Origin of the sequence: Streptomyces sp. NPDC005181 (assembly GCF_040608395.1) — a bacterium.
Taxonomy (GTDB): domain Bacteria; phylum Actinomycetota; class Actinomycetes; order Streptomycetales; family Streptomycetaceae; genus Streptomyces.
The window spans coordinates 117842-140622 of sequence record NZ_JBEXID010000001.1; the positions used below are offsets into that span (position 1 = coordinate 117842).

Sequence of the window (22781 nt, forward strand, 5' to 3'; positions counted from 1 at the left end):
GCCCGCCAGGCATCCCCGCATGCTGCAGGAGAACCCGCATGCAGAAGCACAAGCGCACCCCCGCTCCTTCACCCACGCGTATACGCCTCGCTACCGCGACGGCAGCGGCCGCCGCGCTGACCGCGGGGCTGCTCGCCGTGTCGGCGGGCAGCGCGTCCGCGGTGACCGGCGTGGCCCGCGCCGACGCCGATGCCGACTTCAACGGCGACGGCATCGGCGACACCGCCGTCTCCGCCTCGCACGCCTATGTCGGCGGCCACACGGAAGCCGGGCAGATCGCCGTCGTCTACGGCGGCACGGTCTCCAAGAAGTACGCGACGATCAGCCAGAACACGGCAGGCGTACCCGGCAACGCCGAGAGCGGCGACGTCTTCGGCGCAGACTCGGCGTACGGGGACTTCAACGGCGACGGGTACGACGACCTGCTGGTCAGCGCCCCCGGAGAAGACGTCGGCTCCGACACGGACGGCGGCACGGCGGCCATCCTCTGGGGCTCGCCCTCGGGCCTCACCGGCGGTACGACGGTCGCCGACCCGCGGCCCACCAAGCACGACGGCTTCGGCGGGCCGGCCGAGGCCGGCGACTTCAACGGCGACGGCAAGGCCGACTTCGCGATCGCGTCCAACCATGGTTCCGCCACGGTGGACATCTTCACCGGCCCGTTCACCCGCACCAACACCACAGGCCGGCACACCACGCTTTCCGCCGCCGTCTACAGCGGCGACGGCGCGGGCATCTGGAACCTCCACTCGGGCGACGCCAACGGCGACGGCAGCGACGACCTGATCGTCAACGGCTACTCGACCGAGACCGACTACAACGCCAACCTCTGGATCCCGGGCAGCACGTCGGGCCTGAGCGCGACGGGCTCCCAGCGCCTGCCCACCGGTGTCATCACGGATCTCGGCGACACGGACAGCGACGGCTACGACGACGTCGTCATCGGCAACTTCTGGGCTGACTCCAACAGCAAGGCCGAAAGCGGGGCAGTCTCCGTGGTGCACGGCACCGCGTCGGGCCCGTCCGCCGGCGACACCCAGAAGTTCACGCAGGAGACCCCCGGCGTCCCCGGCGGCAGCGAGGGCGGCGACGGCTTCGGTGCCGAGGTCGACCTCGGCGACGTCAACGGCGACGGCCACCTCGACCTGGTCGTCGGCACCCCCGGCGAGGACCTGACCGGCGGCGCCAACGCCGGGGCGGCGACGGTCCTGTACGGCGCCGCGGACGGCTCCGGAATCACCGGCTCGGGCGCCCTGTTCCTCGAGCAGAACAACGCGTACGTCCCCAACACCAATGAGAAGAACGACCAGTTCGGCTCGGACGTCCACCTCGACGACCTCAACGGTGACGGCCGCGACGAGGTGTACGTGGGCGCGCTGGGCGAGAACGGCTCCAACGGCGCGCTCTACCCGGTCCGCGTGAACGCCGACGGCACCCTCGCCTCCTCCTCCGGCATCTACACCTCCACCCTCGGTATCTCCGCCACCGGCACCCCGCGTCTGGGCGCCAACTTCACGGACTGACGCCGACCCCGCACCACAATCCGGCCGGGCCCGCGCATCTGTCGTGGGTCCGGCCTCCCCCTCTCCCGGAAGCCCGACAACATGCGCAAGCGCACCATCGCGACCGTTGTCGCGCTCACGGCGGCGGCCTTCACCCCCTGACTCTCCCGACCACCCCGGCGACGGCCGCGCCCGCGAAGTACGCAGACGACTTCAACGGCAACGGATACGCCGACCTCGTCGTCGGGACCGGCGGCGAGGACGTCGGCGCCGACACCAACGGCGGCACGGTCGTGGTCCTCTGGGGCAGCACCCCTGGTCTGTCCTGCGGGACGACCATCAGCGATCCGGACCCGTCCGGCCACGATCTCTTCGGCAAGTCCCTGGCCATGGGCGACTTCACCGGCGACGGCGGAGCCGACCTCGCGGTGGGCAGCACGGGCAGCGCAGTCTGGATCTACAAGGGAGGATTCACCAAGTCCTCCGGAGCCGCTTCCAAGTTCAAGCTGAGCACCGACCTGGAACCCGGCACCTCCCGCGGGGCGAGGACGCTCACCTCCGGTGACCTCAACGCCGACGGCTACGACGACGTGATCGTCAGCTGGGCCTGGGGTGGCAGCCCGGGCTACGCTATCGGCTCCATCGTTACCTACCTGGGAGGTGACGATGGAGTGCGTACCGACACGGAACAGGTCATCGACCAGGACACCCGGGTGTGCCCGGCGACGACGAGTCGAGCGACTACTTCGGTAACGCGATCTCCACCGGCGACATCAACGGTGACGGACACGACGACGCCGCCGTCTCCAGCTGTTACGAGAGCATCGGCGACGCCGCACTGGTCGGCAGCGTCACCGTGTTCCGCGGGAAGTGGGGCGGCCTGTCCACGGAAGGGGGCAAGGTGTTCCACCAGAGCACCACCGGGGTCCCGACCGCCCCGTAGGCACCCCTTATTGCTGGCTCGGGACACCCTTAGGGGATGTCACAGCTCGGCCGCAAAGCCGGGCCCGATCCTCCGGGCCCGGCACCTCACTGCCCCGGACCAGGTACGTTCGATTACGTGGCTGGATTCAGGATCGGACGCGGCCGGGACAACCGCACCCCGCAGCAAGGGCAACAGCAACCGCGGCAGCAGCCGTACGGCACGCAGGCACCACCGCCGCCGTACGGTCAGCAGCCATACCCGCCGACGGGAGGCAACGGCACGCCGTACGCTGCCGGCCGGACCGGCGGCCATCAGGGCAACGGCGGCTACGGCGGCGCACACGGCGAGCCCGAATACTTCGGCGACCCGTACAACCAGCCCCAGTACCCCCACCGAGGCGACCCGTACGCCAACAACGCGGGTCACACGCAAGCGTTCAGCATCAACGAGGACCCGTACGGCGACGGCAACACCTACCGCGCCGGCCAGGCCCCCGCCCAGCCCGCAGGCCCCCGCCTGCACTGGAGGGACCTGCTGAGCGGCATCGTGCTGCGCCCCGCCCCGACGTTCTGGCAGATGCGCGACTACCCCGTCTGGGGCCCGGCGCTCATCGTCACGTTCCTCTACGGCCTGCTGGCGCTCTTCGGCTTCGACCAGGCCCGCGACGACGCGATCCACGCGACGATCTCCACCGCCGTCCCGTACGTCATCCTCACGGGCGTCGGCTTCGTCGTCGGCGGCCTGGTCCTCGGCGCGGTCACCCACACGCTCGCCCGCCAGCTCGGTGGCGACGGCGCCTGGCAGCCGACGGTCGGCCTCTCCATGCTGATCATGTCGATCACGGACGCCCCACGCCTGATATTCGCGCTGTTCCTGGGCGGCGAGAACTCCCTGGTCCAGATCCTCGGCTGGGTGACCTGGCTGGCCTCGGCCGCACTCTTCACCTCGATGGTCAGCAAGTCGCACGACCTGCCGTGGCCGAAGGCACTGGGTGCATCGGCGATCCAGCTGATCGCACTCCTGTCGATCATCAAGCTCGGCACGATCTGACGCACTCACCACCCGCACCACAGAAATGACCCCCGGCGCCGCGGCACCGGGGGTCATCCACTTTTCACTGCTGTTCCCGCCTCAGGCGTCGAGAACCTGCCCACTGCGCCGCACGACAGGCTTCTCCACACTCCAGACCGACTTGACTCTATGACGGTGGTAGTCATGCTCTGCTTTGAGAAGCAGGGCAGGCCCGTTCATCGTGGCGCGCAAGGTGGGGATCTACACCCGAATCTCTCCGGACGATGAAGGCGACGCCATGAGCCGGAGACGGCATGCGGCCAGAGGGGTCCCGGGCGGGTACCGCATCTGGGACAACAAGGGGCGCCGGTGGTGGGGTGATCACTACGAACTCTGCCCTCACTTGAGTTGCTTCCAGGTGCCACGAAAGCTACTCGGGCCGTCTCTGGGCCCCCGGGGTGCCCTGAGGCCACGAAGCACCACCACAGCGGACTCGGCGACAGCCCTGCCGATATCTCGCATCGAGAGGATCGGCTCGTGCCACAACCGCGCCAGAACGGGCGGGGACTCACGGGGAACGATCATGCTCGACCCCGGACCGGGCAGGCCAAACCCGTTCCGCCGACCTCAATGCGAATGCGCAGGCCATTTCTCGACTAATCAATCTTTATGAGTACGTGGCGCGCATCCGAGCGTCATTTGAATGAAATTTCAATATACACTCATAGGTTTAATCCAGGCTCGACCAGTGCGGTGAAAGATGCAATCACCAACCTAGCCAGTCACCTTTCTTTCGGGGCGCGTGCTTGAATGTGGCCGATCTATCTTTCGGGGTGCATAGCAAATTGTTCGGGCCGCCTTATATATGCCCATGTTCACTGTTGCTTGTACGCCTGATGACTGGAAAAGAGGTGGCGACAATTTCCGCAGTGAAGCTTTCCTGGTGCACGCGCACTGCATCGGTGTCCCTGGTGGCACTTGCGATCGCGAGTACTCTTCCTGCCGCTCAAGCCCAAGCTCTGGCTGCGTCGGCAGGAGTGAACGCCCTTCATGCGCCCGGCACTCCGGGGGTCCCGCAGGCTCCGGCCACGGTGTTCCTCGAGGACTTCGAACAGGCAGGCGAGACCCCGGTCTTCCTGGAGGACTACGTTGGGGCTCCACCGCTGAACGAGACGTACACGGCCGACCCACCGTGGCTTGACCACGGACAGTGCAACGGCATCATCCTGAACCAGACCGGTGCTGATCAGCCTGGCTGCCGGTGGGTGCCGCAACTGAAGGACATGGCCAATGTGCTGGGGCAGATCGGCGGGACGAATCCGCCGACCAACCACGCAGTGTCGGCGTACAGCGACAATGTAGACCCTGGTGCCGACCGGGTGGAATTCCGGACCGAGCAGCCGATCCCGATCGCGAAGCCGAACCGCTACTTCACCTTCGCGGTGGACGTAGCGGCAGATAATTGCGATTACGAGGATTCGCTGCTGAAGTTCTACCTCACTGGCAGCGGTCCGGACATCCCGACCTTCACCACCCCCATCAATCCCTGCACCGACCCCAACTCCCACCCCTACCCCGGAGGAAGAAGTGGGCTCATGGCCGGGTCGTTCGCCAGCGACAGGGCCGTACTGTTCAACGGCACCGAGTTGGGCATCAAGATGGTCAATGGGCAAGGCAGCTGGGGCGGTAATGACCACGCCTTCGACAACATTCGGATCCTGGATGCGACTCCGCAGCTGAACAAGGCGTTCAGTCCTGCCACCATCGACGAGGGCGGCACCTCGACGCTCACGATGACGGTGACCAACACCAGTGAACTGGCGGCGAAGAACGACTTCGGCTTCACCGACAGCCTGCCCGCCGGCGTGAATGTGGCCTCGGACGCGAACGCGTCGACGACCTGCGGCGACGGCACCGTCACCGCTGAGCCGGGCGGCTCGTCGGTGGCTCTGGACGGCGGCGACCTGGCCGTCGGCACGGAGTCCTGCACGGTCAGCTGACAAGGCGGGAACCTATGTCAACGGCCCTGACGGGATCACCACGGTCGGCCTGAATCTCCCCGACCCCACGACCCTGACCGTCAAGGCGAAGGACTCAGCCGTGGGCACCGCGACGGGCTCGCCCGGTCTGCTGTCCGGCAACGTCGTACAGGCCCCGGTGGACATCCCCGTCAACGTGTGCGGCAACACGGTGAACGTCATCGGAGTGCTCAATCCTGCGGCGGGCAACGCCTGCGTCAACGGCTAGCCGGCCAGGTCGCTCACCGAGCCGGAACCCGGCGGGTCCCTGCGGATACGGGCGGTGCTCAGCGGTCCGTGCACCGGCACACCCGCTCCCGCAGGGCCGCCGGGTACAGCCATGAAGGCACCGACGCCGTCCTCACCGCGTCGACCAGTTCTGCGACGAACAGCGCGCCGACGTGATCATCTCCGCCGCGCACAAAGCCAAAGCCCGCGAGGGGGCAAAGGCAATACCCATCAGCGCACAGATCGTCCGGCCGACATCACCAGCCGACATCAACGACGCTGAACGAGGGTGGACAACAGCGATTCAAAATCGGAACGCCAAGCAGCCACGAGGGCCTGTTCCGGGAGGTCGCACCACCACGGGATCGAACTCCTCAAGCGGATGTCATCGCACCACGGAGCGCCCTCCCGCGGCCGTCTCGGGGCCGTGGAAGGGTGCTCAACGATGACCAATGCTGACAGCTGCCGACAGCTCAGCAGCAGGTCAAAGCCTTGATCGATTACGTGACCGCAGGTCGAAGACCCGGCGTGTCGCTTCTTCGGCTTCTGAGCCTTTGGTTCGTTGGAGGTTCTTCCTGACACAGCACGCCGTCCCCAAGGTGATCGACCAGGAAAGCCCTCAGCTCATCCGGAGCCGCCGCCTCAGCGGGCAGGTCGCCAGTGCGAGGCTCGAAGAGGCTGACAAGCTCTGCGATGAGTCGATCATCGAGTGCCGGTACGTGGTATTCGTCGATAGTGCCTTTGAAGAAGAGCCAGTCCGACACCGAAGGGCAGGGCACCTCGCCCTTTGAGGTTCCTCGGACTCATGCTGCTCGGTCCAGGAGCCGAGGTAGAAAAACGGGGCCTGCCGTAGCGCGAGATCAAGGATGGGTGTGGGCTCATCCTTGAGGTTCCAGTGAACTCGGGCCTCTGAGGCGGGTACAGCCTGCGGCAGCGCTGCCAGCCAGAGGAAAAGAGGATCAGTCACCTCGACAGCGTTGCACACCTGCCTTGGCGTACGGCAGCCAAGCACAGGACCATCCCGAACACAGACGGCTGCCGACGGCCCTGAGGCCACGAAGCACCACAGCGGACTTCAGCGACAGCCCTGCCGATATCTCGCATCGAAGAGGATCGGCTCGTGCCACAACCGCGCCGGATCGGGCGGGGACTCACGGGGAACTGCGGCTGCCTGCGGGGGGCAAAGCCAGTAGGCGCCGACGTCCAGCCAGCCCCACCTCGCTCCAAGCTTGTCCTACCTTCCAAGCGTGGGTCTGAGCCGGTTTTGCTGCACGTCGAAACAGACCAGCCCCCTCGAGTCCGCCAGGGCTGCCGCGTAGGCCGACGCTTCCTCGGCCATGCTCCAGCTCATCCCGAAGTAGATGAGCGGACCGCTTGCACTGTCGATCAACGGCCCGACCGACCAAGGCGAGGTCTCTTCCTCGTCCTCGGTGATGTCGCACCACCGCTCAAGAAGCGCGGTGATGTACGCCCCGATGCGTTCGGACGGAGGTTCCTCGGGCTCACCGTCGAGATAGCGGTCGTACAGCTCGTTGAAGACCCGTCCGGCGGTCTTGTCATCCGCCGGCCGCTCGCTTTCCCAGACAGCCAGGTCGTAGCTCATGCCCGGAGGCTCTCACACCGCACTGACACACATCCGAGTCGGTCAACAGCACTCGCTCTAGCCAAAAGAAACGACGTCTTAGCAGGTCAGAGAGCTTCCTTCGAGGGCGTGATCGGCTCCCCCGACTTACGTACCGGAGGCAAGACACTCCACGGGAAGTTGATCCAGCGATCGGTCTTCTTCCACACGTACTCGCACTTCACGAGCGAGTGCGACTTCTCGTAGATGACCGCGCTGCGCACCTCGGCGACGTGATCGATGCAGAAATCGCGGACCAGCTTCAGCGTCTTGCCCGTATCGGCGACGTCGTCGGCGATGAGAACCTTCTTGTCCGAGAAATCAATGGCCTTCGGAACGGGCGCCAGCATGACCGGCATCTCCAGAGTCGTCCCGACCCCGGTATAGAACTCCACATTCACCAGGTGGATGTTCTTGCAGTCCAGCGCGTACGCCAGCCCGCCCGCGACGAAAACCCCGCCCCGCGCGATGCTGAGCACCACATCCGGCTCATAGCCGTCGTCGGCCACGGTCTGCGCGAGCTCCCGCACGGCATGACCGAACCCCTCGTACGTCAGGTTCTCCCGTACGTCATTCATGGTCCGGCATCACACCTGAGTCCGATGGAAATTCATGAACGAACGCGAGGCCGTCGGTCCACGCTGCCCCTGGTAGCGCGACCCGTACCGCTCGGAGCCGTACGGGAACTCCGACGGCGAACTCAGCCGGAACATGCACAGCTGGCCGATCTTCATTCCCGGCCACAGCTTGATGGGCAGCGTCGCGAGATTCGACAGCTCCAGGGTCACATGCCCGGAGAACCCGGGATCGATGAACCCGGCTGTCGAATGCGTCACCAGCCCGAGCCGGCCGAGCGAGCTCTTGCCCTCCAGCCGCGACGCAAGATCGTCGGGCAGCGAGATGACCTCGTATGTCGAGGCGAGCACGAATTCACCGGGGTGCAGGATGAACGCCTCGTCCCCCTCCGGCTCGACCGTACGGGTCAGGTCCGCCTGCTCGACGGCTGGGTCAATATGCGGATAGCGGTGGTTCTCGAACACCCGGAAGTAGCGGTCGAGCCGCACATCGATGCTCGAGGGCTGCACCATCGACGGATCGAACGGATCAATGCGGACCCGCCCGGCGTCGATCTCGGCCCGGATGTCCTTATCTGAGAGAAGCACGTCCCGAGGATACGCAGAACGCGCGGGACCGCCCCAACCGGACCACCCCGCGCGCTCTGCCACAACCGTCTGCCGACGCCTCTACCGCTCCTCGAACACCACAGGAACGGCATGCCGCAACCGGGCACAACGCGGACAGCGAATAAGCCTCCCGGGACCGATCCGGCCGGCCCCGAGCTGCTGCATCGGGAACGAAGCGGTAGCGAAAACGTGCCCTTCGGCACAGCGGACGACGGTGCGCTCCATGGAGTCCATCAAGTCCCTTCCCCAACAAGCCTTGGACGAGAAAGCCACATTAGGGGATGAACGGGACGCCGCTCCAGACGGCACTCCGACTACGTACGCTACGCCCCAACTCCCGCCCACGGCACCCGCATCCACACCCCGGACACGACACCCGGGCCCCCGGCTCACGCACCGGGGGCCTGCAATGGGGTAGAGTGTGCGACGGTGAGCGTTGATCAACCAGCGCTCCGCGCGGGTGTAGTTTAATGGTAGAACATGAGCTTCCCAAGCTCAGAGCGCGAGTTCGATTCTCGTCACCCGCTCCATGAAAAAGCCCCAGGCCATCGGCCCGGGGCTTCTTTGTTGTCTGGACCGCTCACGGCCCGCCGTGCCCTCCGCGTGCCCCAAGTTGCCTGAACCTGCAGCCCAAGGGGCGGGCGTCGGCCCGGTTCACGCGGCGACAGCTCAAGACGTCTCGAATTCCGAGACTCACTTGATGTGACCTGCATCACCCCGAAGGAGTGTGGGTGGGCATTACTTATGCGAAGTGGCGGCCCCGACGGCCCTACTCCGTTGGTTCACCCCCACCCACGGAGTCCTCTTCGACGTCGAGTGCGTAGGGATGGACGTATCTGCCTTCATTGAAGGGGGTGAACCAGCTCTTGATACTCATAGGCGCGATGCCCATGGACGCGAGTGCCGGGTCCTCATCGATGCCGTCCGCCGCATCGTCGTACAGCCACTCATGATCCATGTCCTCATAGACCTGGTCGGCGAAAGAGTCGAGCGCTGACGCTGTTCCCGAGTCCAGTAGGCCGTACAGGTCAAGGGTGCTCTTGGCCTGTCCCAGCAGGAGCCTGAGCGCGAGTTCCTCTGCCACGCAACTGAGCTGCTGGAAAGATCCATTGGTAAAGCGGGTAGTCAAAGCGATCGCGGTCACGAGGAAGCGGCGTGAGAAGGAGGCGTCGTACTGAAGCGCGTATCGGTTGGGCAGCTCTTCGAGGAGCCAGAAAGGGCGCTCGCTCTCGGCGACGGTTGTTCGGTACTGGGTGAGGCTCTGCACATCCTCGAAGAGTTCGTCCACGAGTAGATGAGTGCCGTATACCAGTGCTCCGGCCGCGAGTTCGGCGTCCTCCACCGAAACACCGAAGTCGTACGCATCCTCCTCGGATTGTTCCTTGCCCTCCTCGCTGACGACTCCGAACATCTCCGGGCCGAAGGACTTCAGTTCGCCGGCCATTGAGCGGAGCGAGAGCCGCATGGCCGCGCTCTCAGCCGCCTGATCCGCCTCAGTCCAGGACTCGGAGCCCGAGCCGACGACCGGCTGAGCGTGACGTGCTTTGCGGGAGGCCGGGTCGTCGGGTGGTGCATCAGGACCGTCTGCCGCGTCCAGACTCTCCTTCGCGAACTCCGAGTGCAACTGCACCTCGCACCGCTCGATGACCCACTCGGAGAGCAGCTCCGAGCGCTCCAGTAGGTCGCCCACGGCGGATCGGACAGCGTCCTCGGCGAACTCCAGCGCGGGAGCTTCGACGAAGACCTTCAGCAACGCCCCGCCGGGGTACACCGCCACGATCGAGTCGAGGAGATCGACTTCCAGGCCGTCCGGACCCTCGATGGCATCGATCGATGCAAAGCCCTGCTCAAGCAGGGATACAGCACCCGCACGTTGCAGGGGGTCCATCTCCTGAGTGCCGGCGAGGATCTGGGTGCCCACAGTCACGACGTAAGTCACGCGAGCCAGGGTGGCAGGGCAGTACCACCGCGCGAGGGAAAACAGTTCCTTTGACGGGTTGGGGCAGACCCTCACGTGGTCTGCCCCAACCCAGTGGTGCCGCTACATCTCGTGGGCGTTCTTGCGTTCAGCGGCCTGAAGACGTTGGATGCGCACCCGTTCATCCATCCCCGTGGCAACTTCTCGCTGCCGCTCGTCGTCGGAGTGCTGGTAAATCAGCGCGGCCTTCTCCGAGGACTGGCCCGCGCGAACCATCGTGTCCTTGAGCGTGGCACCCGACTGGGTGGACAGGGTGTGGCCGGTGTGGCGGAGGTCGTAGAAGCGGAAGCCCTCCGGCAGACCGACCTTGACCCGTGCCCTGCGCCACTTGCGACCGAAGGTGGACCGTCGGAAGGGCGCGCCCTTCTCGCCGACGAACATGAGCCCGTTTGGCTCCTTCTCGGCGTACCAGTCCAGATGCCGCTTCACCTCGATGTGCAGGAAGGCCGGGAGGAAGACGGTGCGCCTGCCCGCGGTCGACTTCGTGTCGCCCTCGACGCGACGGCCGGTCGTCAGCTCGGGCGCTGCGTCACTGATCTTGACCGCGAGGGGTTCGAGCGTGACGTCGGACCGCCGCAGGGCCGCCTGCTCCTCCGGGCGCATCGGCCCGTAGGCACCGAAGTACACCATCAGCCGCCACCTCGGCCCCATGGCATCAGCGAGAGCGTCGACCTGTTCGACGGTGGCCGTCGGGCGTTCCTTGGCCTTCTCGCTGCCGGCGCCCCTGATCCGGCAGGGGTTGCGGCGGATCAGCTCGTCGTCGGTCGCCGTCTCCATGATGGCCTTGAGCAAGCGGTACGACTTCGCCACCGTCGTGGCGCCGGTCGCCTCCAGCCGCTCGGCTCGCCAGGTGCGCACGCCGGGCGGCGTGATGTCGTCCAGGTTCGTGGAGCCGAATGCGGGCAGGAGGTGCAACCGCAGGAGCCTGCGGTACAACTCCTCCGTGGTGGCGGAGAGCCCACGCTCCTCGACCCACTTCGCGGCATACGCCTCGAAGTTCACTGCGCCGGCGTCGGGGTCCACCCAGTGCTTGCGCTCGATGTCGGCCTGGGTGAGCGTGAGCCAGGTCTGGGCTTCGGTGCGGGTCGCGAAGGTCTCCTGGGCAGTCCGGCGGCTGCCGTCCGGGGCCCAGTAGCGCGCCTGCCACCGGCCCGACGGGAGCTGGCGAACGGTGCCGAACTCACGCCGCCGCTGCGGCTTGCGGCCCGCCATCAGGCTGCCTTCCCGAAGCGGGACTGCGATTCGCGGAGAGTCGGCACGGTGCGCTCGGCGATGTACATGTTGATCGCGCTGCTGGGGATGCGGACGGGCTTGCCGAGCTTCACGTAGCGGATGCGGCGTTCCTGGATGAGGCGCCGGATGAAGCGGACGCCTGTTCCAAGTCGCTCGGCGGCCTCCTCCACGGTGAGGAGGCGGTCAGCCGTGTGTGTCACCTCCTCCGCAGCACGCGCAGTCTGTGTGGAGGCAGGGGTTATTGCCGGTCGGCGCAAGGGGAGTCCTCTCCTGGCAGTCATGGGCGCGGCAACGCCGGTCTGCCGGGGTCGATCGAAAGGGATGGCGGTTGTGCTGACCCGGTCCTGGGGGCTTGCGGGCCCAGGGTGTCGGAGCTGGGCTACGCCTCTGGGGCGGAACCGTGCTGGTCGGCGTGGGGATGTTCGCCGGGCTGGGCCCCGTAAGCCTGCAGCAGGTGGCTGCTGGCCGCCTCGGCCATGGCGTTGGAGACCATCACATCGGCCTCTTCGCGAATGTCGGGGTGCTCAGCGAGGTAGGCGTCGAGGGCGTCGCGCGCCCGTGTAAAGGCGGCGTTGGCGCGCTGCGTCTGGCGGTACGCGTCGACGACGTCGTCGATGAGCTCCATGGCTCGGGCCATGGCCGCGAGCCGGGGAGGGCCGACCAGGTTGCGCAGCGAGACGCCGAAGACCTCGGCAAACCCGATCGCTTCGTCCACGTTGATACGGCGCTTGCGGTTCTCGATGCGCCAGACCGCGGACGGGTTCATCTCGAACCCGGCCTCGTTCATGCGGTCGGACAGGGAGTTGGTGCTCCAGCCGCGCGCTTCGCGTTCCAGCTTGATCCGTACCGCGACGTTCTCCTCGCCGCTGAGCAGGACCCCCTGGGGGGAGCCTTCGTCTGCCATACCCACCTCCTTCCATACGTAGTGCATCGCTGCCATTTGCAACGAGATCAACAGTAGCATGATCTTGCGAGATGCAGAACACTTCTGCAATCGGCAATTCGTGTGGCATAGTAGTGGTGCCAGCCGCAGCAGACCGAAGGAGTCGTAGGGCCGCACGCCGCATGAAAAAGCCCCCCGGCACAGCCGGGGGGCCAAGCGCAAACCTCTCAACCGCCATCCCTAGCGATCAACCTGCGAGGCCGGGATTGCCGTCCCATGTGGCCCGCAAGCAGAGGAGCTCGATGTCCAGTATGGACGAAGCCACCCCGAAGACGCCATCCCTCCCCGCCACGCCCGTCGTATGGCCGACCGTTGCCATACCCGGCCGGCCCGCCGAGCCCGCGCCCTCCACGCCACCGTCGGCAGAGCCGCCCGCCGACGAGCCCGAACTCGCCCCGGCCTCCGAGGGCGAGCAGGTGCTGGTAGATCTGCGGGCGCAGATCCGGCGGTACGTCGTGCTGCCGAACGAGGAAGCCTTCACGGCCGTGACGCTGTGGGTTGCGGCCACCCACCTGCAGACCGCGTGGCAGCACGCTCCGAGGCTGGCCGTGGTCGGGCCGGCCAAACGGTGCGGCAAGTCTCGGCTCCTGGACGTGATCACCGAGACCGTCCACGATCCGCTGATCACGGTCAACGCTTCGGCCGCCGCGGTCTTCCGGTCGATCACCGAGACCCCGCCCACCCTGCTGGTCGACGAGGCCGACGCCCTCTTCGGTTCCGCGAAGGTCGCGGAGAAGAACGAGGAGATGCGCGGCCTGCTCAACGCGGGGCACCAGCGAAACCGTCCTACTCTGCGGGTCTCCGGACCCAACCACGAGGTGGCGAAGTTCCCCACCTTCGCCATGGCCGCCCTCGCAGGGATCGGCGACCTGCCCGACACGATCATGGACCGATCAGTCGTCATCCGGATGCGCCGACGCAGGCCGGGAGAGAAGGTCGCGGAGTTCCGCACCGTCCGGGACACGCCCGAGCTGCACGCTCTGCGCGACCGGATCGTGGCATGGCTGGCCCCGCTCCACGCCGAGGCGATGGACCTGACGCCGTCTATGCCGGTCGAGGACCGGGCCGCCGACACCTGGGAGCCGCTGGTCGCCGTCGCCGACCTCGCCGGCGGCCAGTGGCCCGACCTCGCGCGCGCCGCCTGCCTGGCCATGACGAAGCATGAGGCCCAGCAGGACCAGGACAGCAGCGGCCTGGGCATCCGGCTCCTGGTCGACATCCGCCGCGCCTTCGTCGCCGAAGGCAACCCGCCGGTGATTCGCACCAGCCGCCTCCTCGACATCCTCAACAAGGACGACGAGACCCCCTGGCCGGAGTACACCGCCAACGGCCTCACCCCTCGCGGACTGCAGCTCCTGCTGAGGGACTACGGCATCAGCTCGGCCAACCGCCGCTTCCACGGCGACGTCCAGGCCAAGGGCTTCGCCCGCCTGCAGTTCTCCGACTCCTGGGCGCGTTACTGCCCCGAGTCCACGCCGGAACCCACGACCGGCGCCTGACCCGACACGACTCGTCGCGACTCGTCTCCGCGCAGGTCAGCGCGGGGACGAGTCGGAGACCGGCAACGAGTCGACTCGACATCACCGCCGCACCCGTACCTGTCCTGACCAGGTGTGCAACGAGTCGCGACGAGTCTCCCCACACCACGGCCACATCAGCCGCCGCCGCATTCCTGGAGCACCACCCTTGCCTTCACCCACCACCGCCATCGCCCCATCCGCTTCCCCGGTGCCACTGGCCGCCGCGATCCGCACGGGTGTGGCGCTGCTGGCTGTGGCAGCCTTCGCGCTCTCCTACGACGCCCTGCGCCAGATGGCCGCCGCCAGCCACATCCACAGGACTCTCACCTACGCCTTCCCGCTCGTCATCGACGGCTTCATCGCCATCGGAATCGGCGCCCTGCTCATCCTGCGGACCGCGCCTCTGTCCTCTCGCCTCTACGTCTCGGCGCTGGTCGGCATCGCCACCGCCACGAGCATCTGGGCCAACGTCCTGCACGCCATCCGTCTCAACCAGCAAGCCCGCCACACCGGCCTCGCCCTCGACGACATCACCGTCGGCGTCATCTCCGCCATCGCCCCACTCGCCCTGGCCGGAGCCGTCCACTTCTACCTCCTCGTCGCCCGGCGCCCGACCACTCCCGACAGCCACAACAGCAAGGGCCACAACGCCAATAACGGCCACAAAGCCACCTCGGGAAACACGGACAGCGCTACAGCACCGCCACCCGCTACGAAGGCCAGCGACGTGGCGGAACCGGCCACCAAGCAAGTGGCGGAAACCGCGCACCAGCCCGGTAAGCCACGAGGCCACCAGCCAAGCGTCTCCCTGGAGCAGGCCATCGACATCGGCCGCACAGCCTCCCTCGGGCGGGCCGGCCGCGTCTCGCGCCGCAACGTCGAGAAGGCGATCCGGGACAAGGGTTTCGGCATCTCTCGGAGCCGCCTGGATGAGGTCAAGAACCTGCTGCAGGACGAACTCGACAAGGCCACCGTCGGCACCGACTGAACTCCGCGGCCCTCGTCACCCCAGCCCGCCGCTCCCGCAAATCAGTGCGGGAGGGGCGGCCCTCACCCCACCACCGCTTACAGGAGTCCCCATGCATGACCTCGATCACGAACTCCCCTCACCCCAGGAGCAGATGACCTTCACCCCAGCCCCAGGCGAAGCAAGCTGTAGCGCTGGACCGTCCAAGGGCCGGTCCAGCGCGCTTGCCCCCGCCCCAGGGGTGGCGGAGGAGGTCCTGCGACAGGGGGCGCCGGACGAGGAACTGGTGGCCGAGGGCGGCCACCAGCAGGAGAGGCACGCAGTCAGGCAGGGCCGTCGACGCCCCCGTCAGCCCCGCCAGCGCGTGAAACGCCTGACCTTCCGCGCAAGCGAGGCCGAAGAAGCCGAGATCCAGGCCGCCGCCGACGCAAAGGGGGTCTCCAAAGCCCGGTTCATCGCTCAGGCGGTCCACGCACAACTCCGCGGCCGGAACGGACTCGACCAGGACGAGGCTCTCGACAGGCTCGAAGCTGCCCGCGTCGGCTTGGCCCGTGTCGGCAACAACATCAATCAGATGGCGCGGATCCTGAACTCCGGCGGCGACGTCGTCCACCTCGCCCGCGCCACAAATGAGGTCGGCGAGGCGGCAGCCATGGTGAAGGCCGCCGCCCGGACGTTGGTGGGCTGAACTCCTTGGTCCCCGACATCAATCCGCCCGGCGGCCGGACGATCGGCCTGCTCAAGTATCTCTACCGAACCAGCGACATCGAGGCTCACGTCGACCCGCACATCGTCGCCGCCTATGACCCCTTCATCGCCGATCCCGGCCGCGATCCGAGCGCCACGTTCACCGAGCTCGCCGCCGATCTCGACCAGTGGGTCGACGCCTTGAAGGACAAGGCGCCGGCCAAGCATGTCTGGCACTGTTCGGTGCGTACCGCGGACACCGACCGCATCCTGAGCGACGAGGAATGGGCCACCGTCGCACGCCGCATCGTCAACGCCACTGGCATCGCCCCCGAAGGCGACGAGCAAGCATGCCGCTGGATCGCCGTCCGGCACGCCCCCGACCACATCCACATTGTCGCCACCCTCGTACGCGCCGACCGCACCCAGCCACGCCGCCACAAGGACGCCACTCGCGCCCAGGCTGAATGCCGCAAGATCGAAAGGGAATTCGGCCTGCGCCAACTGAAGAAGGGCGACGGCACCGCCGCGAAACGCCCCACCAGCGCCGAGCGCCGCAAAGCCGAACGCCTCGGTCAGGAGGCCACCTCGCGTGAACTGCTGCGAGAGCACGTCCACCGCGCCCTCGCCGGCGCCGCTGACGAGACCGAGTTCTTCGACCGCCTGGCCGCCGAAGGCGTACGCATCAAGAAGCGCGTCGCGCCATCCGGTGACCTGCTCGGTTACGCCATCGCGATCGTCGGCGATCGCAACGCCGACCAGGAACCCATCTGGTACTCGGGCTCGAAACTCGCACCAGACCTGTCCCTGCCCAAGATCCGTGAGCGATTCAAGGCCAACGGGAACGCCCCCGAGCCCCCGGCCCTCATGGAACGAGCCGGCGAATCCGCCCAGGCCCGCGCCCGCCGCTTCGCCGCCGAAGCCACCGACACCACCCTCACCGTGATCACCTCCCAAGACGACGAGACTGTGGCTGCCCACCTCATCGGAGTGAGCGAAGTCCTCAACGCCCTCGCCCAAACCACCCCGGGCCGTCCACATGCGGACCTCCGGGAAGCCGCGCGAATCTTCGAGCGCGCAACCCGCTCCCACATCCGCGCCGAACAAACGCAGATGCACGCCCTGCGCCGAGCAGCCCGCCAGATCATCCACTCCGGCCCTGCCCTCGGACGCGGCGCAGATGGCGCCACCACCGCTCTGGTCCTCGACGTGTTGATGCTCACCGTCATCGTCGCCGGACGCTGGCACGCCGCCCACCAGCACGCCCAGCAAGCCGAAGCCTCCCGCCAAACCGCCGAACGCCTGCGCGCCGCCTACCAGGCAGCTGCTGCAGCCCCCCTGGCCGACATACGTGCTTACGGCAAAAGGCTCTCCGCCCGGACACAGCAAAACCACGCCGACGCGATCCGTTCCGCACTTCCCAAGCTGGCTGACCGCGTTCAGGCCGAGGCCAGCTGGCCAGCCCTGGCGGCCGTGCTGGATCAAGCCCGGCGCGCCGGCCACGACACCACAGCGCTCCTGCGCAGGGTCGCTGCGCAGCGCGAGCTCGAAAGCGTGGGTTCCCTCAGCGAGGTGCTCGTCTGGCGCCTATACCGGCTGGACCTCGTACCCGCCGAGATACCCACCGCTGCGCCAGCAGGAGAACGCACAGCGAAGCAGGCCCAGCAGACCGCTCCTCCCGCGACCCTCCCGAGTGCGGAGGCTGCGCACCCCCGTCGGCGTTGAGGACGACATCAGCGTCCATGGCGTAACTGCCCTTCGGGAGTTCTGTCCCCCTGCCCAGCAGGCGGACAGAGCTGGATCAATCGAGCAGACGGGCGACGTGCTTACGCAAGGGCGCTTCGAGTTCCAGGTTGTTGCCGCGCTCTATCGCCTGGAGTACTCATTGCACTTGCCGGTCAGGTACAGAGCGGTTCTCCGTAGTCGTCGTGCGCCCGTTCTCTGTCAAGTTCAGCGTGTTGGGGTAGGGGAAGGCCCCAAGCCTGCAGAAGGCAAGACGGCCGGTGGAGGTTTGGCGTGCTGCGTGACAATCGAGCCAGACGTCATGAGACTGGCTTCGTTCATCTTCAGGAACAGCGTTTGTCGACGGGTTGCGGAGGCAGCTGGCGATCAACCGGCTCGGGAATGTCGACGAGAGATGACGGCACGTGTCCGGCCCCGATGAGTCTCCAGCTGAGCCTTGCCCGACTTGGCCAGGATTTCAGGCAGCGGTCGGTGCTTCATGGCGTGGAGCAGAGGCCACAGGCGCGCCGGGGGTATGGACGGACAAGCTCGGCGAGGGTGCATAGGCGGACACCAAGGCGGATAGTTTATACTTCAACTACATATTGACGCTGCCACCGAGGTCGGCGGCAATGGGGCGCGTGAGGCCTCTGATCGAGAAGAACCCTCTCTCCCAGCAGATCGGGGCGTGTTTCTTGCGCTCGGCAGTCAGGACGTCGCGGTGGCGGGCGCTAGCGTTACGTCAGCTCTTGAAGAAAGGCCCAGGTCAGCGACCTGGGCCTTCGTCATTGTCTATATCTCTGGCCCCTCGCCGTGCCCTCCGCGTGCCCCCGCAGGAATGCCCCACTCGGATGACCTCACGCGCAGCACGTGCACGGTGTGCAGACGAACTCGAATCCCGTTCCCTGAGGGAGCCCTCCGCACCGTCCCACCGCCCCAAGTCGAGAGCTCGAGATATCCGGCTGCGAAACTTCGATCAGGTGGAGGAACATCGATCCCTATGAACGACATCCGAGTCGACGCCGTCTACCAGGCATCCAGCGAGCCGACGGTCGGCCGAATGTGCGACATCGATCCCGCCCTCGCGGCTGCACCCCTCACAACTACGGTGGGCGATTTCGATGTCGTACTCGCGTTCCCAAAGTTCGAGGGCCGACTCCCTGCCGAGGGATACCACGGCTGGTTGGGCGAGGACAGCGCTCCGGTGGCGCTGTGTCCGGCGTACTTCACTGCACACACCTCGTTCGCAATTGCCCCGGCCTCGGCGAGCAGGTCGTCAAGACAGAGCTGAAGGCCGCCATAGCGGCCATCCGATTCGCCGCCGCACGCCTGTCTGACGCTCTGCGAGTCGAACAGCCCAGCGTGGGCATGGTGGCGAGATACCTGACCCAGTCGACCAACAGCCCACAGCCAGGGACAGCGGTGCTGCTGGCCGCGGTGGCGGCCGAGACCACTCGCTCCGTCACGCCAGGAAAGTAGCGTTGCGCAGCTATCCAGACGCAAGGGGAAGCGGCAAGGTTCATCCACACCCACAGAATTACCAGTGGTGTGCCGTGCGCTCTTGAGAGGAAGACACACTCCAGCGGCTGCCCATGGGGCTGACCTCGAATTTCACACCCACACACGTACGCCGACGGGCGGGGACAACCCGAAGGTTGTCCCCGCCCGTCGGCGTGTTGGTCAGGCTTCTCGCCCGAATCGCGGCCTCGGCTTCGCGCCCGCCTTCTCGCGGGCCGCGGACCCGCACGCCGATGCCTCCGGCGACCTCCTGCTGACATGCCGACGGCTTCGGAACTGCGGGCGATGCGGATCAGGTCATCGGCGTCCACGTGGGGCACGCGGACCGGGCGGCCGGTGTTCACGCACCGCGTCTGTGGGGTACGCGGCAGCCACGGCGAGGGCCCTGAATACCGCTGACCCTGCGTGTACGGCAACGGCCTCACGGCTGTGCAGGATGCTGTCGAGCACGTCCACCGCAGCCACGTCGGCCAGTTCCGGCACTGAGACCTCGGCGAGTTCGCGGGCGGTCTGGTCGAGGTCGAGCGTGGTCCCGAGGCGCATGGAGGCGTCGGCTACGAGCGCGAGGCGCTGCCGGACCCCGGCAGCCTCGGCCTTGGCGCGATGCCGCTCACTGACGTCGACGACGACATAGGAGCGCAGCAGCAGGCGGGCCAGTTCCGGGGCCGCGCCCAGGACGTCCGCCACCACATTTGCGTCGCCTGCTTCCGCGCCCACCGCGATGCGGTCCGGGCGCCGGACCCGGGGCGCTGATGTTCGGGGCCACCGCCACCCGGGCAGGGAGTACAGGTCGCGGCGTGCCGCGGGTCGCGGCTGCCGTGGGCAATGACCAGGTACGGGTGCGGGAGACATCGGACTCAGTTCTTGACCAGCAGTCCGCGGGTGCGCAGCACCCACCGCTCGACCGGGCTGAAGATCACCAGGTCGATGGCGATGCCGACGACGAGGATCAGGATGATCGCGAGGAACACGCCGGGCAGGTCGATGTTGTTGCGGCCGTTCTCCAGCAACTGGCCCAGGCCCAGGCCAAGGTCGGGCGAGGAGGCGATGATCTCGGCGGCCATCAGCGAGCGCCAGGAGAAGGCCCAGCCCTGCTTGAGGCCGGCCAGGTAGCCGGGCAGAGCGGCCGGCATGACCACGTGCCGGGCGCCGCGCAGGCCGGTGGCGCCCAGGGTGCGGCCGGCCCGCAGGAACAGCGGCGGGATCTGGTCGATGCCCGAGACGAGGCCGTTGACGATGGACGGGACGGCGCCCAGCAGGATCACCGTGAACATCATCGTGTCGTTCAGACCGAACCACAGGACGGCCGGCGGCACCCAGGCCACCGACGGCAGCGACTGCAGACCCTGCAGGATCGGGCCGACCGCGGCGCGGACGAACTTCACCCGGGCAACCAGCAGGCCGAGCGGGGTGCCGATGGCCAGGGCCAGCAGGAAGCCGAGCAGGCCGCGGGACACGCTGGTCCAGATGACGTCCAAGAGGGTGCCCTTGAGCCACATGTCGGAGAGGCTGTCCCACACCGCGGACAGCGGGGGCAGCTTGGTCTCCTCGGTGATCTTCGCGGCGACGAGGATCTGCCAGACCAGCAGCACGATGCCCACGGCCAGCAACGGCGGCAGGACCTTCTTGACGAGGATCTCGCGGGCCGGGTGGCGGTGGGTCTGGACCGCGTCGAGGGCGTCCAGGCCTGCTTCCAGCCCGGCGAGGTCGTCCGTGCCGTTGGCCTTGCCCTTGGGCTTGATGTCAGTGCTGGCCATGACGGCGGATCTCCCCACGCAGGTGCTCAGTGATCTCGACGGACAGCTCCGCGACGTCCGCGTCCTCGATGCGGCGCGGCTGCGGGATGTCCACGGTCCACTCCTTGGCGACCCGGCCGGGCCGCGAGGACAGCAGGACCACGCGCTGGGCGAGCCGGACGGCCTCGCGGACGTTGTGCGTGACGAAGAGGACGGAGAGGCCGGTCTCTTCCCAGATGCGGGTGAGCTCGCCGTGCAGCACGTCACGGGTGATCGCGTCGAGCGCCGCGAACGGCTCGTCCATCAGCAGCAGCCGGCTGTCCTGGGCGAGCGCCCGGGCCAGGGCCACGCGCTGGCGCATGCCGCCCGACAGCTCGTGGACCCGCTTGCCGTACGCGCCGCCGAGGCGGACCAGCTCGAGCAGCCGCTCGGTCTCCGTACGGCGCTCGGCCTTGGCCGCCCCGCGCATGCGCAGGGCGAGTTCGATGTTCTTGCCCGCGGTGAGCCACGGGAAGAGGGCGTGCTCCTGGAACATCAGGGCCGGCCGCCCGCCGGGAGTCTCGATGGCGCCGGCGGTCGGCTTGTCGAGCCCCGCGACCAGGTTGAGCAGGGTGGACTTCCCACACCCCGAGGCACCCAGGATGGTGACGAACTCTCCGGGAGCGACATCGAGGCTGATGTCGTCCAGGACGAGCTGCGATCCGGCCGGGCCGGAGAAGGACTTCGAGACGCGCTCGATGCGGGCGGCGTGAGAGTGCTGCTCCGCCGTGATGCCCTCGGCAGCCTTGGCAAACGTGGTGGCCATGATCGTCACCTCCTGGGATTGCTGGGTTGCGGGGTTACTTGACGCCGAGACCGGCGTCGGAGACCTCGGGCTTGCCGGCGGCCCTGAGGACGTTGTTCAGGAGCGTCAGGTCGTAGATACCGGCCAGGTCGGGCTGCTCGATGAGCTTGGCTTTGACGGCGTAGTCGGCCTGTGTCTTGAGGGTGGCGGCCAGCGGGTCGTCGGTGACCTGGATGCTGGGCCAGGCCGGGTCGATGACCTTCGCGTCGAGGGGCTTGCCGACCTCGGCGGCGAGCTTCACGTTCGCCGAGTCCTTCGCCTTGTCCGGGTTGGCGTTGATCCAGTCGTTGGTCTTCATCGTGCCCGCGAGGATGGCCTCGACCACGTCCGGGTGCTCCTTGAGGAACTTCTGGGACACGATGATGTTGGTGATGACGAACTTCTTGTCGGGCCACAGATCGGTCTCGTCGAGGAGGACCTTGCCGCCGTCGGAGACGAGTTTGGACGCGGTCGGCTCCGGCACCCAGGCGCCGTCGATGGAGCCCTGCTTGAAGGCCTCGGGGGTGACCTTGTTGTCGGTGCGGACGACGGAGACGTCGCCCTTGCCGGACTCGGGGTCGACGCTCCAGCCCTTCTCAGAGATCCAGTTGAGGAAGGCGACGTCCTGGGTGTTCCCCTTCTGCGGGGTGGCGATCTTCTTGCCCTTGAGGTCGTCCAGGGTCTTGATCTTGTCCGGCTTCACGATCAGCTTGACGCCGCCGGAGGCGGAGCCGGAGATGATCCGCAGGTTGGAGCCCTTGGACTTGACGTAGCCGTTGATCGCCGGGGAGGGGCCGATGAAGCCGATGTCGAGAGAGCCGCCGTTGAGGGCTTCGATCTCGGAGGGACCGGCGTTGAAGGACTGCGGCTTGATCGTGGTGCCGTTCAGTTCCTTCTGGATCAGGCCTTCCTGGAGGCCGACCAGGGCGGTGGCGTGGGTCAGGTTCGGGAAGTAGCCGATGCGGACCTCTGAGGCCGACAGCTTCTTGCCGTCCGTCGCGGCCACATTGGCATTCTTGTCCTCGGCCTTGTCTGCCTGGGAGCCGTAGCCGCACGAGGCGAGGGCGCCGATCAGCAGCGGCAGGGCGGCAGCGGCGGCGACGCCGCGGCGTGCAGTGGTACGGGTGATGCGGATGGCAGGCACGGGAGGACTTCCTCTCGTGAC

The 22781-nt window shown here is 67.2% G+C and carries 20 protein-coding genes, 1 tRNA gene and 2 pseudogenes; 12 read left to right on the forward strand and 11 right to left on the reverse strand.

All coding sequences use genetic code 11. From position 1 onward, the window contains the following. The first annotated feature begins 38 nt into the window (after nucleotides 1–38). The 6 genes and pseudogenes from ABZV38_RS00555 to ABZV38_RS00580 all read left to right on the forward strand — a co-directional run bounded on the left by ABZV38_RS00555 (nucleotide 39) and on the right by ABZV38_RS00580 (nucleotide 5685). Nucleotides 39–1523 (forward strand): FG-GAP-like repeat-containing protein, encoded by a 1485-nt coding sequence (locus tag ABZV38_RS00555; RefSeq protein WP_356323011.1) that lies wholly within the window; start codon nucleotides 39–41, stop codon nucleotides 1521–1523. 137 nt (nucleotides 1524–1660) lie between these two features. Further along, nucleotides 1661–2089: pseudogene (locus ABZV38_RS00560) on the forward strand (hypothetical protein); the annotation flags it as partial. Nucleotides 2090–2217: 128 nt separating this feature from the next. Beyond that, entirely contained in the window at nucleotides 2218–2445 is a 228-nt protein-coding gene (locus tag ABZV38_RS00565; protein WP_356323012.1) for an FG-GAP repeat protein, read from the forward strand. A gap of 117 nt (nucleotides 2446–2562) precedes the next feature. Beyond that, a complete protein-coding gene (locus ABZV38_RS00570) occupies nucleotides 2563–3477 on the forward strand; it encodes a Yip1 family protein (RefSeq protein WP_356323014.1) in 915 nt (304 codons plus the stop codon). Between the two features lie 842 nt (nucleotides 3478–4319). Continuing rightward, a complete protein-coding gene (locus tag ABZV38_RS00575) occupies nucleotides 4320–5438 on the forward strand; it encodes a hypothetical protein (RefSeq protein ID WP_356323016.1) in 1119 nt (372 codons plus the stop codon). A 100-nt stretch (nucleotides 5439–5538) separates the two neighbouring features. Continuing rightward, on the forward strand, nucleotides 5539–5685 hold the full coding sequence (locus ABZV38_RS00580) for a chaplin (protein ID WP_356323018.1): 147 nt from the start codon (nucleotides 5539–5541) through the stop codon (nucleotides 5683–5685). A gap of 1233 nt (nucleotides 5686–6918) precedes the next feature. Here the strand turns inward: ABZV38_RS00580 and ABZV38_RS00585 are convergent. From ABZV38_RS00585 to dcd, 3 genes are all read right to left on the reverse strand, one after another. After that, nucleotides 6919–7287 (reverse strand): hypothetical protein, encoded by a 369-nt coding sequence (locus tag ABZV38_RS00585; protein WP_356323019.1) that lies wholly within the window; start codon nucleotides 7285–7287, stop codon nucleotides 6919–6921. An 86-nt stretch (nucleotides 7288–7373) separates the two neighbouring features. Then, a complete protein-coding gene (locus ABZV38_RS00590) occupies nucleotides 7374–7883 on the reverse strand; it encodes a phosphoribosyltransferase (protein ID WP_356323021.1) in 510 nt (169 codons plus the stop codon). Nucleotides 7884–7892: 9 nt separating this feature from the next. Further along, nucleotides 7893–8468 carry a dCTP deaminase gene (gene dcd / locus ABZV38_RS00595; RefSeq protein ID WP_355768366.1) on the reverse strand — a complete coding sequence of 192 codons (576 nt, stop codon included), beginning with the start codon at nucleotides 8466–8468 and terminating at the stop codon, nucleotides 7893–7895. A gap of 477 nt (nucleotides 8469–8945) precedes the next feature. On the opposite strand from dcd, the gene ABZV38_RS00600 reads away from it, so the two are divergent. Beyond that, nucleotides 8946–9019: transfer RNA gene (locus tag ABZV38_RS00600), tRNA-Gly, on the forward strand. Nucleotides 9020–9258: 239 nt separating this feature from the next. On the opposite strand, the gene ABZV38_RS00605 is transcribed toward ABZV38_RS00600, so the two are convergent. The 4 genes from ABZV38_RS00605 to ABZV38_RS00620 all read right to left on the reverse strand — a co-directional run bounded on the left by ABZV38_RS00605 (nucleotide 9259) and on the right by ABZV38_RS00620 (nucleotide 12604). Further along, entirely contained in the window at nucleotides 9259–10428 is a 1170-nt protein-coding gene (locus tag ABZV38_RS00605) for a hypothetical protein (protein WP_356323023.1), read from the reverse strand. A 102-nt stretch (nucleotides 10429–10530) separates the two neighbouring features. After that, complete coding sequence (locus ABZV38_RS00610) at nucleotides 10531–11679, reverse strand: tyrosine-type recombinase/integrase (RefSeq protein ID WP_356323025.1); 1149 nt, start codon at nucleotides 11677–11679, stop codon at nucleotides 10531–10533. Continuing rightward, the gene (locus ABZV38_RS00615; protein ID WP_356323028.1) at nucleotides 11679–11900 is read right to left on the reverse strand and encodes a helix-turn-helix domain-containing protein; all 222 of its coding nucleotides are present in this window, start codon (nucleotides 11898–11900) and stop codon (nucleotides 11679–11681) included. The genes ABZV38_RS00610 and ABZV38_RS00615 overlap by 1 nt, the downstream gene beginning before the upstream one ends. Before the next feature lie 179 nt (nucleotides 11901–12079). Next, nucleotides 12080–12604, reverse strand: coding sequence for a helix-turn-helix transcriptional regulator (locus ABZV38_RS00620; RefSeq protein ID WP_356323030.1), 525 nt, complete (start codon nucleotides 12602–12604; stop codon nucleotides 12080–12082). A 290-nt stretch (nucleotides 12605–12894) separates the two neighbouring features. Between ABZV38_RS00620 and ABZV38_RS00625 the strand changes: the two genes are divergently transcribed. The 5 genes from ABZV38_RS00625 (at nucleotide 12895) to ABZV38_RS00645 (ending at nucleotide 18830) form a co-directional block, all read left to right on the forward strand. Beyond that, nucleotides 12895–14142: a DUF3631 domain-containing protein gene (locus tag ABZV38_RS00625; RefSeq protein ID WP_356323453.1), complete on the forward strand. Its 1248-nt coding sequence runs from the start codon at nucleotides 12895–12897 to the stop codon at nucleotides 14140–14142. A gap of 187 nt (nucleotides 14143–14329) precedes the next feature. Continuing rightward, nucleotides 14330–15151 carry a DUF2637 domain-containing protein gene (locus ABZV38_RS00630; protein ID WP_356323032.1) on the forward strand — a complete coding sequence of 274 codons (822 nt, stop codon included), beginning with the start codon at nucleotides 14330–14332 and terminating at the stop codon, nucleotides 15149–15151. Between the two features lie 91 nt (nucleotides 15152–15242). Further along, nucleotides 15243–15818, forward strand: coding sequence for a plasmid mobilization relaxosome protein MobC (gene mobC, locus ABZV38_RS00635; protein WP_356323034.1), 576 nt, complete (start codon nucleotides 15243–15245; stop codon nucleotides 15816–15818). Nucleotides 15819–15823: 5 nt separating this feature from the next. Then, nucleotides 15824–17542 carry a relaxase/mobilization nuclease domain-containing protein gene (locus ABZV38_RS00640; RefSeq protein ID WP_356323037.1) on the forward strand — a complete coding sequence of 573 codons (1719 nt, stop codon included), beginning with the start codon at nucleotides 15824–15826 and terminating at the stop codon, nucleotides 17540–17542. A 997-nt stretch (nucleotides 17543–18539) separates the two neighbouring features. Further along, entirely contained in the window at nucleotides 18540–18830 is a 291-nt protein-coding gene (locus ABZV38_RS00645; protein ID WP_356323484.1) for a hypothetical protein, read from the forward strand. A 493-nt stretch (nucleotides 18831–19323) separates the two neighbouring features. On the opposite strand, the pseudogene ABZV38_RS00650 reads toward ABZV38_RS00645, so the two are convergent. From ABZV38_RS00650 to ABZV38_RS00665, 4 genes and pseudogenes are all read right to left on the reverse strand, one after another. Beyond that, nucleotides 19324–19708, reverse strand: a pseudogene (locus ABZV38_RS00650) (PAS sensor protein); the annotation flags it as partial. Nucleotides 19709–19914: 206 nt separating this feature from the next. Then, a complete protein-coding gene (locus ABZV38_RS00655) occupies nucleotides 19915–20814 on the reverse strand; it encodes an ABC transporter permease (protein WP_356323039.1) in 900 nt (299 codons plus the stop codon). Next, nucleotides 20801–21598 (reverse strand): ABC transporter ATP-binding protein, encoded by a 798-nt coding sequence (locus tag ABZV38_RS00660; protein ID WP_356323041.1) that lies wholly within the window; start codon nucleotides 21596–21598, stop codon nucleotides 20801–20803. The genes ABZV38_RS00655 and ABZV38_RS00660 overlap by 14 nt, the downstream gene beginning before the upstream one ends. 34 nt (nucleotides 21599–21632) lie before the next feature. Continuing rightward, nucleotides 21633–22760 (reverse strand): ABC transporter substrate-binding protein, encoded by a 1128-nt coding sequence (locus ABZV38_RS00665; protein ID WP_356323043.1) that lies wholly within the window; start codon nucleotides 22758–22760, stop codon nucleotides 21633–21635. Between the last annotated feature and the right edge of the window lie 21 nt (nucleotides 22761–22781).